The following is a 15,420-nucleotide window of genomic DNA, read 5'->3' as shown; positions in this document are numbered from 1 at the left end:
ATGAAAATTAAAAAAGTCTTGATTGTGGCAAGTGTTAGTCTTCTTTGTTTTCCTTCGCTCTTTTTCTCAGTGATTTCAACGAGTATGCCTGTGTCTGCCATTGAGAATTCTGTGGAACTATCGAGAGAATCAGAATTGATGGATCCACTGACCAGTACAACAGAAACAAAGGCGCCTATTTTTTCATTCGAAGAAAATCAAGAGCCATCTATAGCAAATAAACAGTTTCAATTAGTCGTACGTTCCAGTCAAGATGTTTCCGAATTTGTGTTGAATCTCCCAGAGGGAGTCAGTATCGTAGAAGACAAGCAATCTGCTGATAGTAAGTTCACTAATATAGAAGGAAGCCAGTGGCAAGTACGGACGAATTCTCCACAAATGATCTTTTCCATTCCACTAGTTGTAGAAAAAGCAGGAGCCTATGAGATAGCTGTCGGAGAATCAAAAATGACGCTTAACATTCAATCAGAGGAGAGCCAACAACCCAGTGAACAAGAAGTCACTTCCTCGGAAGAAAAAGAAACAGCGAAGACCGAAGAATCAACAGTCGAAGAAGAAGCGAGTGTATCAAGTGATGAAAAATCATCAACCATAGATAATTCGCAAAATGATCCAGAACAAGTAACAGAAAGCGCTCGTTCAACAAAAGAAGCGAGTGTCCAAGATGTGGCGAATTGGGAAGAGTTTATCCGTGCATTTGTAGATCCGTCAATAACAACGATTAATGTTGTTTCTGATTTCCAAACACCAGATAATCCTCGACTCAATCTAACGGATATTACAACAGGTGGAACGAGTAACCCTAATGGTGGGACAGCATTTGTCTATCTTAATGTAGCTAATATCTCTAGAAATCTAACGGTCGAAGGAAATGGTCATCAAATTGATTTTCGCGCAATCACTTTATGTTTTAACAATATTACGGCTAATTCTTCAACTCCTTGGAATATCACGTTAAAAGATTTAGAGATATACCACGGAAACTATTATGGACCGTTGACTTTCAATGATTTGAACGTGACGAATCAAACTGCTAGTCAAATTACTTACCATAATATTACGAACTACGGAAATCAACTGATTCATTCACCTTATAGTAGTATTAAATTTTCAGGTAAATCAAGTAGTAAACAGGTATCAGCGTATACCTCCGCTTTTGGTACGTGGCGCATCAATGCACTAGATCAAACGAATATCTATGCTTCAAATTTAACGATACTTGAAGATGCTGAGGTTGAATTAGAAACAATTAGCGCAGGTAATTTAGATTTAGGAGGAGTTGTACACCCCAATAACAACTTTAGAATGGAAAAAAATTCATCTTTAAATGCTGTATCAAAAGGAAATGCTGGCGAAGCTGATGGCACAAGTTTACTCGTTCGAAGAGGCAGTGTTGAAATAGATGAGGGCGCAAAGCTGAACTTAGTGCCACAAAATTTAAGATCAGCAATTTCTTTACGTACTGCCAACTCATCGCTCAGAATAAAAGAAAAAGGCGTCCTTACCATCGATTCTCAAGGAACAAAGGCGAATGCTAATGGTGCCCTATATAATATTATTTGGATGGCGGCAGGAAGTAATCTACTAGTAGAAAGCGGGAGTACACTGAATATTGTTGCCACTGAAATGGCTGCCTCACCATCGAATATTTTACATGTTAATGGAAATGCAACGGTATCCATCGGCAAAGATGCTACCTTGAATATAAAAAGTGACAGTACTTCAAACGCTCAAAATTTAATGTACTTCGCTTCTACTGGTTCAACCTTTGAATTTTCTGATGCTCAAGAAGTCAATTTGGAACGAACTGGAACGATTGCCGGAACGTCAACCGCCAACGGATTGATTAATATCGCAGGAAACACTGGGTTATTAGATATCGATGTTCAATCAGTAAAACAATGGGCAAGAGGGAATTTTGAAGTGATACCCGATCATTCATGGACACCTATCTTCAATTTGAATCTACGCTATACAGGAGTAGTTCCTCGAATTGAGACTGTTTCTTCGATTGCACAAGAAACAGCAGATAGTTTTAAGCAATATTTCACTACGCAAAATGTCCAACGTATTTTATTTGAAAAAATACCAGATGTCGAAGTCACGATTGATCCGTTAACAGAAGATCCGAAGGAAGTGAATTCTCATACGATTACTGGAAAGGCGAATCCTAATAGTGTGATCCGCTTCTCAGGCGATCCGGCGATTCCTGCAGGCTCTATTACTTCACCGGATATTTCTGAAAGTGAAAAGTATCATACAACGGCAGATGAGAATGGGGATTATCGCTATGAATTACCGGAAGATCGACGATTCACTGCTGGAAATACCGTGACAGCCTATGCTTTTTTGAATGGGAAAAATGATACCGCTAGTACAATGGTAGAGGAAAAAATTGTGGTGGCACCTGTGGATCCATTAGATCCTGAAACGGAAGTTGAACCGGAGAATAAACCAGAAATCCCAGAAGATCAAGGACGTTTGAGTCTAGATTTTGTGTCCCAATTTAACTTTGAGACACAAAAAATATCTGTTAGTGATCAAACGTATTACGCCCAACCACAACGGTTATTAAATGAAGATGGAACGGTTAACGAGACGAAAGAGCGTCCAAACTATGTGCAGATCAGTGACCGTCGTGTCGCCAATGAGCGCAATGGATGGCAATTATCAGTTACTCAGAACGGACAATTCCGTAATGAAAGCGGACATGAATTGATTGGGTCTGAAATCCAGTTATTCAATCAAGAACTAGTGACTGCACAAGGCGGGACTAAACCTGAACTACAGGAAGAACCTGTACAAAGAATCGTACCAAATACAAGGAAAGTACTCATACAAGCAAACGGAGAATCTGGTACAGGAACGTGGATCTATCGTTTTGGGGATCAACAAACGGCAGATAAAAGTGTCGGTCTCTATGTCCCTGGAGGGACAAATCCAGAAGCAACTAGTTATTCGACCAAGCTGACATGGGAATTAAGTGCAGTTCCTGGTAATTAAAGGAAAGAGAATCGTTCTCTTTCCTTTCTTTGTATAGGAGTAGATTCAGGGAAACTCGTTTTAGTTTGTTTAGAAGGTTCAAGTTTGAACTTACATAAATCATTAATATAAATCATTTTTACTTAGTAGGATAATTCATATTTAATGAATGAAATTTTGAGTAAGATACGATTATGCTCTAAAAAGAACACTTTATGAAAAAAATAGTTTATCCTTTTATATTCATATTATAATTTTCTTAAAGGAAGGAAATATTGTGAATAGGTTAAAAGAAACATATATCATTTAACCGCTGAAGTTTCTACTCAATAAAGATAAGATGATGAAAAAAAGTTGATAGAAAGTGATTAAATAATAGAAAGGAATTTTCTCAAACATGAATTATTTAAAAGATTATCGTTTATGGTTATGTCTTGTAGGAATCGTTGGGTTAGGATTTTTATCAAGTATTTTTAGTGGCAACCCAGAAGACTATTATTATTCTTTACAGTTACCGCCATTTGCACCGCCTAGCTGGATATTCGGACCGATGTGGACCCTTCTATATATTATGATGGGAGGCGCGTTGTATTTAATAATCAATCTACCTTCTACAAAAATGAAAGGCAGATTATTACTCCTATTTGCGATTCAGTTTATTTGTAATTTTTTATGGACGATATTATTCTTTAATTTGAAGAATAGCTTTATTGCAGCTATTGATATCAGCTTACTTTTAGTTTTCTTAACGATTTTACTCTATCAATTGTGGATGAATAGTCGGAAAGCTATGCTATTAATGATTCCCTACTATCTATGGGTAATATTTGCTACTATATTAAATTATTCAATTTATTTTTTGAATTAATTCGCAATAATTCACAGGAAATATACTAATATTAGGCTCTAAATAATAAAATTTTTTTGTTGAAATTACTAATACCACACAGACTGAATGATCACTTCAGTCTGTGTGGTATTTTCTGTAAATATGTAAATAGTCAATTGAATTTAATTTTCAAGTAATTAGTTTTTTCAGACCACGAATGGATACTGGAATAATGTCCCCGTTTTCTAAAGTAACTTCCCGTATCTTTTTATTAATCATTTGGATATTCTGGGTATTTACTACAAATAATCTATGGCAACGAATAAAGTGATGGTTTCTATCTTCAATCCCATTCAATTCACTGTCTTTCAATTCGATATCTAAAAATAAATACTCAAAGGAGATGTATTTATTTGAACACTTGTGAGTAAATCTTGGGAATTTGAAGTAACGAAATGGATATAGCAACCTAAGTTTTCGATCATGATTCGATTCTTGATGACAGTAGTTATCATCTCAAGTTGTTTCGGATCATCTTCACATATATATATTGGAATCATTAAAAAGCTCCTTTTAATGTGTTTGTATATAAATTGTTTGAGAAAAACGCTGATTTTCAATTGAAGTTTCAATCAATAGATAAGGGTTCGTTTTTGCTAAATTATCCAGGATATGCAGATCCAGTCCTTCATTTTTAGGATTGCTCTTCGTAGAAAAACCCTTTTGTTTTAATTGGTTAAGTGGAAGTTTATTGATAGTTGTATTAACTACTCGAATAACTAACGAATTTTTCTTCTTTAAAATTAACAATTCAATTTTTTTCTTTTTTGTCACAGCAGCTCCTTCTGTTGCGTTATCTAAGACAATACCAAGTATACGAACTAAATTAACCGTATGCTTGGAATCAATTTTGACTTCTGCAGGTATGGTTATCTGTAGAGAGATACCTTTCTCTATTGCTATCATTAATTTTAATGACAATAAGCTTCTTATTTCCGTTACATTTATTTTATCTAATAAACTAAGTTCTCTATAGTTGGAATTATAGCGATTTGTAATTTACTACAATCCTTTCGCTATAGCAGCTAATAACACTTATAAAGACACATACAGCCACTCCTTAAATGGGTTTCGTATGTGTCTTTATAGTGTTAATCACTTGATATTTTAGTTGGTCAACATCCTTATCATATGTAGCAATATATACCACTAAATTTACAGCATCTTTTTGATCAATAGCTAACAGTTGTCTATTGATTTTCAAAAAACAAAAGTAGCTAAGAAAGCAGTACGTTTATTTGCATTGTGAAAAGGATGTTTCTTTATCAATTGTATAAGTAGGATAGCTACTTTTTCATAAATCGAAGGACACACCTCTTCACCAAAAGCTGAGGCTTGAAGTTGCCCTACACACATTTCTAAAGCATTTGCGTCCTTTACACCAATCGGTTCATTAGGAGAGTATTTTTTTATTTGGATCACATTCATTTTTATAATATCTTTGGCTTCCAGGTAATAAATACTTATGTATCAACACGCTCTCTAAAAGTAGTATCATATTCAGTGAATGCTTGAGATATAACTACATCAATTTCATCAGATAAGGTTTGTTTTTTTATAATTGCTGCTCGAAGTTTCTCTTCATCTAAAAAAACCGCATCTCCAGGATTTAACCCATTTTCTTTGAGAAACTCCTTTGAAATAGTTAACACTACTGAGTTCCCCGCTTCTCTGAATTTTCTTTCTTTAATTGTCATAGTCTTCTCCCCTTTAGTATATACGCTTATTGATTTTAAACCAATCGTAGTCACTCTTATATCTAACTCTATAGAAAGATGAGTTTTTCTTTATATTGTTATTTTCAGCTCAGTTCGCAAAGTAAGTGAAATACAAAGTCGCTTATTCCGTGAGTGGAATATAGCTGATACGATAAGAAAATATTTCAAATTAGCGAAACAAGATGAATTAGTTTCTATTGACAGTGAAAGTAAGAAGAGTTGACAAATAAATCAAAGATATCGTCTATACAAGATGTTGCTGTTTTAGAATAGATCTTTTCTCGTAACCATTGTTCAACTAACAAATCAAGCGCAAAATCAATGATTTTTTGCGTTTTTTTTTCGATAATTTGACGGAGTCATTTGGGTCTCACGTTTAAAAAGGCTACTGAAATAATTCGCGTCTTCAAAACCAGCTTCCAAGGCAATATCGATGATTTTCAACTCAGTATGCAGTAACAGGTATTCGGCTTTTTTGATGCGCATTTGATTTAGATACGTAAAAAAAGTCATACGGAAATGTTTTTTAAAGAAACGACAGAAATGCTCTTTGCTATAGCCAATATGACCACTGATTGCTTCAAGAGTGATGGTGTTTTGGTAATTTTCTTCAAGGTATAGAATGATTTTTTTACAGCGATAGGTGTTGAGTTTGTTTTTACTAGCAACTAATTTTGTAGGATTTACCTGAGCACTGCAGCGCGAAAAATGTTTGAGCAGTAAGAATAATTGTGCTTTGATCGTCAGTTCAAAGCGAGATTCTTTCAAGGCAAATGTATCAATGATCGTGATAACAAGTTGTTGGATCTCCAAAATATCTGAGCAATCATTTGTAAAATGGATCGCTGCTTGCTCTGTTGAATGAAGCAATGGATCAAGATAAGTTTGCTGGATATGATCGGAAACACGACTTTCAACGAATGAAGCATCAAACACGATGGCAAAAAAAGCGCAGGCATTCACTTGGTGATTGCGTGCTTCATGTAGTTGATTCGCAGGAATAAACACAACCTCTCCTTCGTGAACAACGTAAGATACTCCTTCTATTTTCACTTCCATGAGTCCTTGATAGACATAAAGAATCTCTAGTTCTCGATGCCAATGGGGATGGATCATATTTTCCTGATAGGCTGGGTGATTCGTATAGTGAACGGCAATTGGAAACAAACTATTCCCATGTTCGGTCATTTCCTTTAGCGTGGTATCAATATCTTGTTGACTAGGATTGGGGGTAAAAATATCGTTTGGTCTAAACATCACATTTCCTCCATTTTGATCAATATTACAAAGTATTTTGATTAAGATAGCGATTACATACCGTTGTAAATATCAATATAATCAATTTGTGAATAAGAAGAGGAGGAATAATCATGAAGAAACAAAGAGGATTTTTAATACTTGCTTTTATCATGGTGTTAGGAATTACTGGCTGCGGGACGGCACAAAGCGGGTCTTCAGATGATGGTAGTGTAACATTAGAGATTTTCAATATCAAGACAGAAACAGCCGAGCAAATGGATGTCTTAGTGGAGGCTTTCGAGAAAGACCATCCACAAATCAAGATCAACTTGACGACGGTTGGGGGAGGAACTGATGCGACGGCAGCATTACAATCGAAGTTTTCCTCAGGAGATGAACCGGATATCTTTATGTTAGGTGGATTAGCAGATACGCAGATTTGGCAACATAAACTCTATGATCTTGGGGAAACGACGTTAGCAAAACAAGCAATTGAGGGGACATTAGAGGGGGCTACACTCGACGAGACGGTCTATGGGGTACCGATGAATATCGAAGGATATGGCTGGTTGATCAACCAGGATTTTTTTAAACAAGCTGGGATCGATAGTGGATCGATCAACTCATTTGAGGCATTTGAAGAAGCCGTTCAATTATTGGATAGTAAAAAAGATGAACTTGGGCTACAAGGCGTATTTGGTTTTAGCGGGGCAGAAACGTGGGTATCCAGTCAATATAGTTCAAATTTTCTTGCTCCGGAGTTTGAGAACAGCTTAGAAATGACCTATGAAGCACCGGAATTAAGCGTAGATTATGCCGAGCAAATGAAAAACTACACCGACTTGGTCATTAAGTACAATGCACAACCAATGGAGGCAATGGATTACAGTACATCTGTTGAAGAATTATTTGCCAGTGAAAAAGTGGCTATCATCCATCAAGGAAATTGGATCGTACCAACATTAGATAGCTTAGATGAGACGTTCACGAAAGAAAAACTAGGGATTCTTCCTATGCAAATCGAAGCATCGGGAGAAAGCAACATCGTGGCGGGGCCAGCTTGGTATTGGGGGGTCAATAAGGATAAAGATCAAGCAGTCATTGAGGCGTCGATCGAATTTTTAACATGGATGTATACGGATGATCAGGCGATGACAGCAATCGTCGATGAGTTTCAATTTATTCCGGCGTATACCAACTTTTCGAGCGAAACGATCAATGATCCGTTATCCAAGGAAATTTATACGTATTTAAGCAAAGGTAAAACCGTTCCATGGGTCCATAATTCCTATCCAGATGGATTTGGACAAAATATATTTGGTGTTCAGATCCAAGCGTATGCAGCCAATCGAATCTCTTGGGAAGAATTTATTGATACTGTGCAGACCAGTTGGGGACAAGAGAGGAAGTAAAGTGGCTAACTGCTGGTTTCTACCTAGTGAGACACAAGGAGGGTTCTCATGTTAACAAATCGTACAAAAGCTTTTTGGTTGTTACTTGCACCAGCATTACTCGCGTTAACAATCGTTTTGTTCATTCCATTACTGACAGGTAGTTATTATTCACTGACAAACTGGAATGGCAATACAGTCGGTGAATTCGTTGGATTTGAAAACTATCTTCGGGCATTGATTGATCAAGGATTTATCGACAGTTTACTATTTACCGCAAAATTTTCATTTTTTAGTGTACTATTGATCAACGTCGTGGCTTTAGGTCTAGCGATGTTCGTGACACAAAAATTAGGTAGATGGACGATTTTTTTCCGTACGATTTTTTTCATGCCAAATCTGATTGGAGGGATTATCCTAGGATTTATTTGGCAGTTTATTTTCAATAAAGCATTTGAAAGTCTGGCCACTATGACGGAGATCGATTTTTTTGCCAGTTGGTTGAACACACCAGAAACGGGGTTTTGGGGGCTCATTATTTTATTTGTTTGGCAAATGAGTGGTTACATGATGCTGATCTATATCTCATTTCTCAACAACATTCCAGAAGAGATTTTGGAAGCGGCAGATATAGATGGGGCAAATCCTTTGCAAGTTTTTTTCCGTATCAAATTACCAATGTTGATGCCAGCTTTCACCGTCACGTTGTTCTTGACGTTGTCCAATGCATTTAAAATCTATGATCAAAACTTAGCGCTGACACAAGGTGGCCCATTCAATTCCACACAAATGGTGGCGATGAATATCTATAATGAAGCGTTTAGGATGCGTAAGATGGGCTATGCACAGGCGAAAGCGGTGATTTTTCTGGTTATTATCGTGATCATTTCAGTGGTTCAAATCTCACTGACAAGAAAAAAGGAGGTCAGTGCATGAAGCAATCCAAAGCGAAACATCCACGACAGTTTAAGAAGGCTTTACTGATTTTAGGCGGGATATTGCTTGCTAGTTTGTGGTTTTATCCTTTTTTCTTGGTGGTAATCAATTCATTCAAAACCAAAGCAGAGATATTCCAAAACACACTCACTTTACCAACTGGGTTAATACTTGATAACTATATCGAGTCGTTCGAGCGATTGGATTTTTTCAAAAGTGCAGCTAATTCGTTACTGATAACGATCGGATCATTAGTGTTGATCGTGTTCGTTTCTTCAATGGCGGCTTACGCGTTATCAAGAAACACGAGTCGCTTAAGTTCATTTCTATATTTCTTTGTTGCAATTGGCTTATTGATTCCTTTTCAGGGAATCATGATCCCTTTGATTTCACTTTTTGGGCAAGTCAGTATGCTGAACCAACCAGGCTTGATGGTGATGTATCTAGGATTAGCAACAAGTATGTCGACCTTTTTATATTATGGTGCTTTACGAGGCATTCCGAAATCATTAGATGAAGCGGCATTGATCGATGGGGCAAATACCTTTCAAATCTATTGGCAAGTCATTTTTCCTTTGCTGAAGCCTACAACAGTGACAGTGATCGTATTGAATGCCTTATGGTTTTGGAATGATTATCTGTTGCCTTCATTAAGCATCAACAAAGCAGGGATGTATACAATTCCTTTACAGATGTTTTATTTCTTCGGCGAATTCAATAAGCAGTGGCACTTCGCACTGGCTGCGCTAGTGATCGTCGTCTTACCGATTATTCTTTTATTTGTTGTCTTGCAAAAATATGTCGTAAAAGGCATTTCAGATGGCGCAGTGAAGTAGGAGGAAAATAAATGAAGTTTACAAACGGCTATTGGTTGGCAAAAGAAGGATTTCACCTTGAACACTCGAATCATGTCTATGAAGCTCAAGTGAAGGAGGACAACTTAACTCTTTTCTTGCCTTATAAACCGATCCAGACAAGAGGAGATACCTTGAATCTAGGGATGACGACCTTGTCTTTTGAATCACCAAGAGAAGATATTATCAAAGTACAACTGGTGCATCATGACAAAGTACAAACTGGACCTGATTTCCAACTAAACAAACAATTAACTTCTGTCATGATCGATACAGAAAATGAAGAATTCTATACATTTCAATCAGGACAATTAGTCGCACGAGTGCCGAAAAACGCCGCATTCCAAATTGATTTTCTCGCGGAAGGGAAACGTTTGACTTCTTCTTTGCCAAAAGCACAGGCGTTGGTCAAAAGTAGTGACGGGCTGTATTATATGCGAGAACAATTGTCATTAGATCCGTATGAATATGTTTATGGATTAGGTGAACGATTTACCCATTTCATCAAAAATGGGCAAATCATTGATTGTTGGAATCAAGATGGCGGTACTGGTAGTGAACAAGCGTATAAAAATATCCCTTTTTATTTAACGAATCAAGGGTATGGTGTCTTTGTCAATCATTCTGAAAATGTCTCATTTGAAGTCGGTTCGGAGAATGTTTCACGGACACAATTCAGTGTAGCAGGTGAACGATTAGAATACTATATCATCTATGGACCCAATATGAAAACGATCTTAAAGAAATACACTGATTTAACTGGCAAACCAGCCTTGCCACCTGCATGGTCGTTTGGTTTGTGGTTATCGACTTCCTTTACGACGGATTATCGGGAGGAAACAGTCATGCAATTTATTGAAGAAATGCAGACACGAGAGATTCCGTTTGATGTCTTTCATTTTGATTGTTTTTGGATGAGAGAATTCGAGTGGTGCGGTTTTGAATGGAATCGCGAGCGGTTTCCAGATCCGCAACAACTGATTGAAAAAATCCACCAGAAGGGCTTGAAGGTCTGTGTATGGATCAACCCGTATATCGGACAAAAAGCGGCAGCCTTTCAAGAGTGTAAAAAGAAAGGGTATTTCATCAAAGATAAACATGGCGAAGTTTGGCAGTGGGATCTTTGGCAAGCGGGTCAAGGAATCATTGACTTTACCAATCCAGAAGCGCGTCATTGGTATCAAGAAAGGCTGAAGGAACTCATAGAAATCGGTGTCGATTCCTTCAAGACGGATTTTGGTGAACGTATACCTACGGATGTGAATTATCACGATGGTTCTGATCCACAAAAAATGCACAACTATTATGCGTATCTGTATAACGAAGTCGTCTTTGAATTATTAGCAGAATTACGCCCAGATGAAGCGGTCGTATTTGCTCGTTCTGCTTCGGTTGGTTCACAAAAATTTCCAGTTCATTGGGGTGGGGACAACTTATCGGAATACCCGTCCATGGCAGAATCATTAAGGGGTGGACTCTCATTTGTGTTATCCGGCTTTGGCTTCTGGAGCCATGACATTGGTGGATTTGAAGAGAATGCGACAGCGGATATTTATAAACGTTGGACACAATTCGGATTACTATCTACTCATAGTCGCTACCATGGTAATATTGAATATCGAGTACCGTGGAACTTTGGGGAAGAAGCTGTGTTAGTCAGCCAACGATTTTCAAAATTAAAAAATCGCTTGATGCCTTATATCTATGAGCAAGCGGTAGAAACAGCGCAAACAGGTATCCCGATGATGCGCCCGGTGATGCTGGAATTTCCAGAAGACTATACGACGCATACGATCGATAAACAGTATATGTTCGGTGAACGGTTGTTGATTGCACCGATTTTTAATGAGCAGGGAATGGTCACTTTTTATTTACCAGAAGGACGTTGGACGAATTATTTAGATAATCGAGTATTTGAAGGTCAACAATGGCACACACAGACCTATGATTACTTCCACTTACCACTCATGGTCCGTCCTAATTCATTGATTATTGAAGGTTCCGTGGATACGACCGCTGCATATGATTATACGAAAGACTTAACTGTGCATGCCTTTGAAGTGACTGAAAAAGTATCACAGAGAGTGGTGGATCAAAAAGGACTTCCAGTGGGTATGATCACGATTATCCCTGAAGATAATAGCTATTATGTCAAAATAGAAGGGTTATCACATGTCCAAGTCGTGCTTAGAAACCGGAAAGTACAAGGATGGACTGAACATCCACTAGGCTGCTCCATGCTAGTTGAATAGAAAAAAAGGTGCTGGTGTTAGACAACAAAACAGACGAAACGACATCTTAACATCAACCCATGAGAGAAGGTAGAGTGTGCGTGTTGTTTCGTCTGTTTTGTCTAGCCAGCCATGGTGGTTACGAGCAAATGGAAAATCGAAAGAGAGAAACGACTCGCCCATCACCATGACGTGACAGGTTCGATTTCTTACGCGATTTTGATCAACATCTACGAAGTATTAGAAGAGATAAATGTACTACTGATACGTATAGATTCACCTTTTATGTAAAAAAGTAGATAGTTGAAGTGATTGGGGTGCTTTGTGAGAAACTTTAAAAATGATTGAAGACTGAGAGCCTTGATACCCCTCAGTCTTTTTGTTATTCATTTCAACTTTTATTGACAAAGAGCCTGTTTTGTATTCCATTAGTTACAAAACAAAAAAACCGTGAATCTCTTCATTAACAAAGGATTCACGGTTTTTTTGATTATCCTATTCCCACTCCACAGTTGCAGGTGGTTTAGAGGTAATATCGTACACGATACGATTCACGTGTGCGACTTCATTGACGATACGTACAGAGATTTTTTGTAGCACATCCCATGGGATACGTGCAAAGTCAGCTGTCATGCCATCGATTGATGTGACCGCACGGATACCGACAGTGTAGTCATACGTACGACCATCGCCCATGACGCCAACAGAACGGATACCAGGTAAAACAGTGAAGTATTGCCAGATGTCACGGTCAAGACCGGCAGCGGCGATTTCTTCGCGTAAGATCATATCTGATTCACGGACGATTTCCAATTTTTCTTCAGTGATTTCACCTAAGACACGGATACCAAGACCTGGTCCAGGGAAAGGTTGGCGCCAAACGATTGAGTCAGGCATACCAAGCTGTGTGCCTAGTTCGCGGACTTCGTCTTTGAATAATGTGTTCAATGGTTCGATTAATTCAAATTGCATGTCCTCAGGCAAGCCACCTACGTTGTGGTGTGATTTGATCGTTTGGGCAGTTTCTGTTCCACTTTCGATTACGTCGGTGTAAAGTGTTCCTTGGGCTAAGAAAGACACACCTTCTTCGCCGGCAAGCTTTGTTGCTTCGTCGTCAAATAAGTATACGAATTCGTTACCGATGATTTTACGCTTTTCTTCAGGATCAGAGACACCTGCAAGTTTATTTAAGAAACGTTCTCTTGCATCTACTCTGATGATATTCAAGCCAAATTTTCCGCCTAAGCTTTCCATGACTTGATCTGCTTCACCTTTACGCAATAGACCATGGTCAACGAAAATCGATGTTAGTTGATCACCGATCGCTTTTTGTAAAAGGACACCAACGACACTTGAATCCACTCCGCCAGATAAACCAAGTAAGACTTTTTTATCGCCAACTTGTTCACGGATTTTTTCGATCTGCATATCGATGAAATTGTTCATTGTCCAATTGCCTTCACAGTGACAGATGTCAAAAGCAAAATGACGTAATAATTCGATCCCATATTCTGAATGACGGACTTCTGCGTGGAATTGGATACCGTAGAAGTTACGTTCTTTGTCTTGGATCGATGCGATTGGGCAATCGCTACTTGTAGCAACAGTTTCAAAACCTTCTGGTACTTTGGTTACTAGATCCCCATGGCTCATCCAAACGGTTTGTTGTTTTGGTGTTTGGCTGAATAGCGCCGCATCGTCGGTTGTTACTTCAAGCAATGCTTTGCCGTATTCACGATTTTTTGCAGGCTCAACAGAACCGCCTAGTTTGTACGTAATCAATTGCATACCATAACAAATACCCAACACTGGAATTCCTAAATTGAAGATTTCAGGATCAATGCCAAAAGCATTCTCATCATAGACACTATTTGGTCCTCCAGAAAGGATGATTCCTTTCGGATTCATGGCTTTCACTTCTTCAGCTGTAATGCGGTGGCTCAATAATTCAGAAAAAACACCTAAATCACGGATGCGTCGTGTAATCAATTGATTATATTGACTACCGTAATCTAGTACGATAATTTTTTCAACGTTTGTCATATCGGCAACGTTCGTCACATTTATTACCCCTATCCCTTTAAAATTTATCTCAAAATAGTTGAACTATTTTAAAATGCTAATATTTTCGCATGAAAATCGAATCAATAATATGATTTTCAGTTTTATGGAGAATTATATCGGCTCTTCCACGAGTAGGCAAGATATATTCGTTTAAATTCTTCAAATTCACATTTTTCCATACATCTCTTGCCATTTTAAACGCATCTTCACGATTGCCAATGGCAAATTGGTAATAATAGTTTTGTGGATGTTGAAAAGCTGTATCAAGTAACGCGCCAAAGCGATCCAAATACCATTTTTCGATCAATTCAGAATCTGCATCAACGTAGACAGAGAAATCAAAAAAGTCACTGACGTAAATTTGTTGATTAGCTGGTAGTTGAAGCGTGTTGATTCCTTCGACGATCAAAATATCCGGTTGTTGGATCAGTTCGTATTCATCGGGAATAATATCATAGACATCGTGAGAGTAGACTGGAACTTTGGTTGTTTCTTGACCGGATTTCACTTGATTAAGAAAATCGATCAACCTTTCCATGTCATAGCTTTCCGGAAATCCTTTTCGGTCCATGATACCACGTTCTTTTAAGACTTTATTCGGATATAAAAAACCATCTGTCGTGATCAGTTGGACATTTCTACGCTTGAATGTCCGAGATAAAATCATTTGTAATAAGCGTGCGGTGGTGCTTTTACCAACTGCGACACTTCCGGCAATCCCAATAATAAACGGTGGGACTTGAGTGTATTTATGAAGGAACAACCCTTTGCTCAGAGAGAGGGATTCAAACTCTTTCATATGCAGAAAAATCAAGTGTGCAAGTGGTACATAAATGTCGCGAACATCTTGCATGGAAATCCGGTCGTTCAAACTTTTTATACTATCTAGTTCATCTTGTGTCAATGGAGCTTGACCATTTCGGTAAAATTCGCGCCACTCTTCTCTTGCCACACGGTAATAATTCATTGGATCATTCATACATAGCCTCCTGGATTCTCCCATCAATGGACCTATTTTAACATAAATGCGTGTCGAACCCTACCACTAAGAAGGGATATCGTATTATTTTCTTGATTAAATAAGTAATACGATGAAAGTAGGCTTTTTTTTGAGAA

The 15,420-nt window shown here is 38.0% G+C and carries 10 protein-coding genes and 3 pseudogenes; 6 read left to right on the top strand and 7 right to left on the bottom strand.

Features of this window, described 5'->3' with window-relative positions; translation table 11 throughout:
* A complete protein-coding gene (locus P3R27_RS06385) occupies positions 1 to 3,003 on the top strand; it encodes a WxL domain-containing protein (protein ID WP_126133798.1) in 3,003 nt (1,000 codons plus the stop codon).
* A 376-nt stretch (positions 3,004 to 3,379) separates the two neighbouring features.
* The gene (locus tag P3R27_RS06380; protein WP_126133799.1) at positions 3,380 to 3,850 is read left to right on the top strand and encodes a TspO/MBR family protein; all 471 of its coding nucleotides are present in this window, start codon (positions 3,380 to 3,382) and stop codon (positions 3,848 to 3,850) included.
* A gap of 150 nt (positions 3,851 to 4,000) precedes the next feature.
* Here P3R27_RS06380 and P3R27_RS06375 read toward each other — a convergent pair.
* The 5 genes and pseudogenes from P3R27_RS06375 to P3R27_RS06355 form a co-directional block, all read right to left on the bottom strand.
* Positions 4,001 to 4,371 (bottom strand): annotated as a pseudogene (locus P3R27_RS06375) (LytTR family transcriptional regulator DNA-binding domain-containing protein).
* 13 nt (positions 4,372 to 4,384) lie between these two features.
* Positions 4,385 to 4,837 (bottom strand): annotated as a pseudogene (locus P3R27_RS06370) (GHKL domain-containing protein); the annotation flags it as partial.
* A gap of 94 nt (positions 4,838 to 4,931) precedes the next feature.
* Positions 4,932 to 5,338 (bottom strand): annotated as a pseudogene (locus P3R27_RS06365) (type II toxin-antitoxin system death-on-curing family toxin).
* Positions 5,335 to 5,568 carry an AbrB/MazE/SpoVT family DNA-binding domain-containing protein gene (locus P3R27_RS06360; protein WP_034689648.1) on the bottom strand — a complete coding sequence of 78 codons (234 nt, stop codon included), beginning with the start codon at positions 5,566 to 5,568 and terminating at the stop codon, positions 5,335 to 5,337. Before P3R27_RS06360 ends, P3R27_RS06365 begins: the two are co-directional and overlap by 4 nt.
* 339 nt (positions 5,569 to 5,907) lie before the next feature.
* Positions 5,908 to 6,846, bottom strand: coding sequence for an AraC family transcriptional regulator (locus tag P3R27_RS06355; protein WP_126133800.1), 939 nt, complete (start codon positions 6,844 to 6,846; stop codon positions 5,908 to 5,910).
* A 113-nt stretch (positions 6,847 to 6,959) separates the two neighbouring features.
* Between P3R27_RS06355 and P3R27_RS06350 the strand changes: the two genes are divergently transcribed.
* Genes P3R27_RS06350 through yicI form a run of 4 tightly spaced genes read left to right on the top strand, consistent with a single transcriptional unit; the run spans position 6,960 to position 12,261 of the window.
* On the top strand, positions 6,960 to 8,240 hold the full coding sequence (locus P3R27_RS06350) for an ABC transporter substrate-binding protein (RefSeq protein WP_126133801.1): 1,281 nt from the start codon (positions 6,960 to 6,962) through the stop codon (positions 8,238 to 8,240).
* A gap of 48 nt (positions 8,241 to 8,288) precedes the next feature.
* Entirely contained in the window at positions 8,289 to 9,155 is an 867-nt protein-coding gene (locus P3R27_RS06345; RefSeq protein WP_301355813.1) for a carbohydrate ABC transporter permease, read from the top strand.
* A complete protein-coding gene (locus P3R27_RS06340) occupies positions 9,152 to 9,991 on the top strand; it encodes a carbohydrate ABC transporter permease (protein ID WP_034689639.1) in 840 nt (279 codons plus the stop codon). The genes P3R27_RS06345 and P3R27_RS06340 overlap by 4 nt, the downstream gene beginning before the upstream one ends.
* 11 nt (positions 9,992 to 10,002) lie before the next feature.
* Complete coding sequence (yicI, locus tag P3R27_RS06335; protein WP_265262151.1) at positions 10,003 to 12,261, top strand: alpha-xylosidase; 2,259 nt, start codon at positions 10,003 to 10,005, stop codon at positions 12,259 to 12,261.
* A 474-nt stretch (positions 12,262 to 12,735) separates the two neighbouring features.
* Here the strand turns inward: yicI and guaA are convergent, their stop codons facing one another.
* Both guaA and coaA read right to left on the bottom strand, forming a co-directional pair.
* Complete coding sequence (guaA, locus tag P3R27_RS06330) at positions 12,736 to 14,301, bottom strand: glutamine-hydrolyzing GMP synthase (protein ID WP_034689428.1); 1,566 nt, start codon at positions 14,299 to 14,301, stop codon at positions 12,736 to 12,738.
* 58 nt (positions 14,302 to 14,359) lie between these two features.
* Positions 14,360 to 15,283 carry a type I pantothenate kinase gene (coaA, locus tag P3R27_RS06325; protein WP_019723173.1) on the bottom strand — a complete coding sequence of 308 codons (924 nt, stop codon included), beginning with the start codon at positions 15,281 to 15,283 and terminating at the stop codon, positions 14,360 to 14,362.
* Positions 15,284 to 15,420 lie beyond the last annotated feature (137 nt).

The sequence above is a fragment of the Enterococcus spodopteracolus genome (assembly GCF_030441955.1).
Lineage (GTDB): Bacteria > Bacillota > Bacilli > Lactobacillales > Enterococcaceae > Enterococcus_B > Enterococcus_B spodopteracolus.
This window is presented reverse-complemented; position numbering and strand designations above follow the sequence as displayed.

Coding starts and splice junctions, on each gene's coding strand:
- P3R27_RS06350 (WP_126133801.1), top strand. CDS start 6,960: ATGAAGAAACAAAGAGGATTTTTAATACTTGCTTTTATCATGGTGTTA.
- coaA (WP_019723173.1), bottom strand. CDS start 15,283: ATGAATGATCCAATGAATTATTACCGTGTGGCAAGAGAAGAGTGGCGC.
- P3R27_RS06355 (WP_126133800.1), bottom strand. CDS start 6,846: ATGTTTAGACCAAACGATATTTTTACCCCCAATCCTAGTCAACAAGAT.
- P3R27_RS06385 (WP_126133798.1), top strand. CDS start 1: ATGAAAATTAAAAAAGTCTTGATTGTGGCAAGTGTTAGTCTTCTTTGT.
- yicI (WP_265262151.1), top strand. CDS start 10,003: ATGAAGTTTACAAACGGCTATTGGTTGGCAAAAGAAGGATTTCACCTT.
- P3R27_RS06345 (WP_301355813.1), top strand. CDS start 8,289: ATGTTAACAAATCGTACAAAAGCTTTTTGGTTGTTACTTGCACCAGCA.
- P3R27_RS06340 (WP_034689639.1), top strand. CDS start 9,152: ATGAAGCAATCCAAAGCGAAACATCCACGACAGTTTAAGAAGGCTTTA.
- P3R27_RS06360 (WP_034689648.1), bottom strand. CDS start 5,568: ATGACAATTAAAGAAAGAAAATTCAGAGAAGCGGGGAACTCAGTAGTG.
- P3R27_RS06380 (WP_126133799.1), top strand. CDS start 3,380: ATGAATTATTTAAAAGATTATCGTTTATGGTTATGTCTTGTAGGAATC.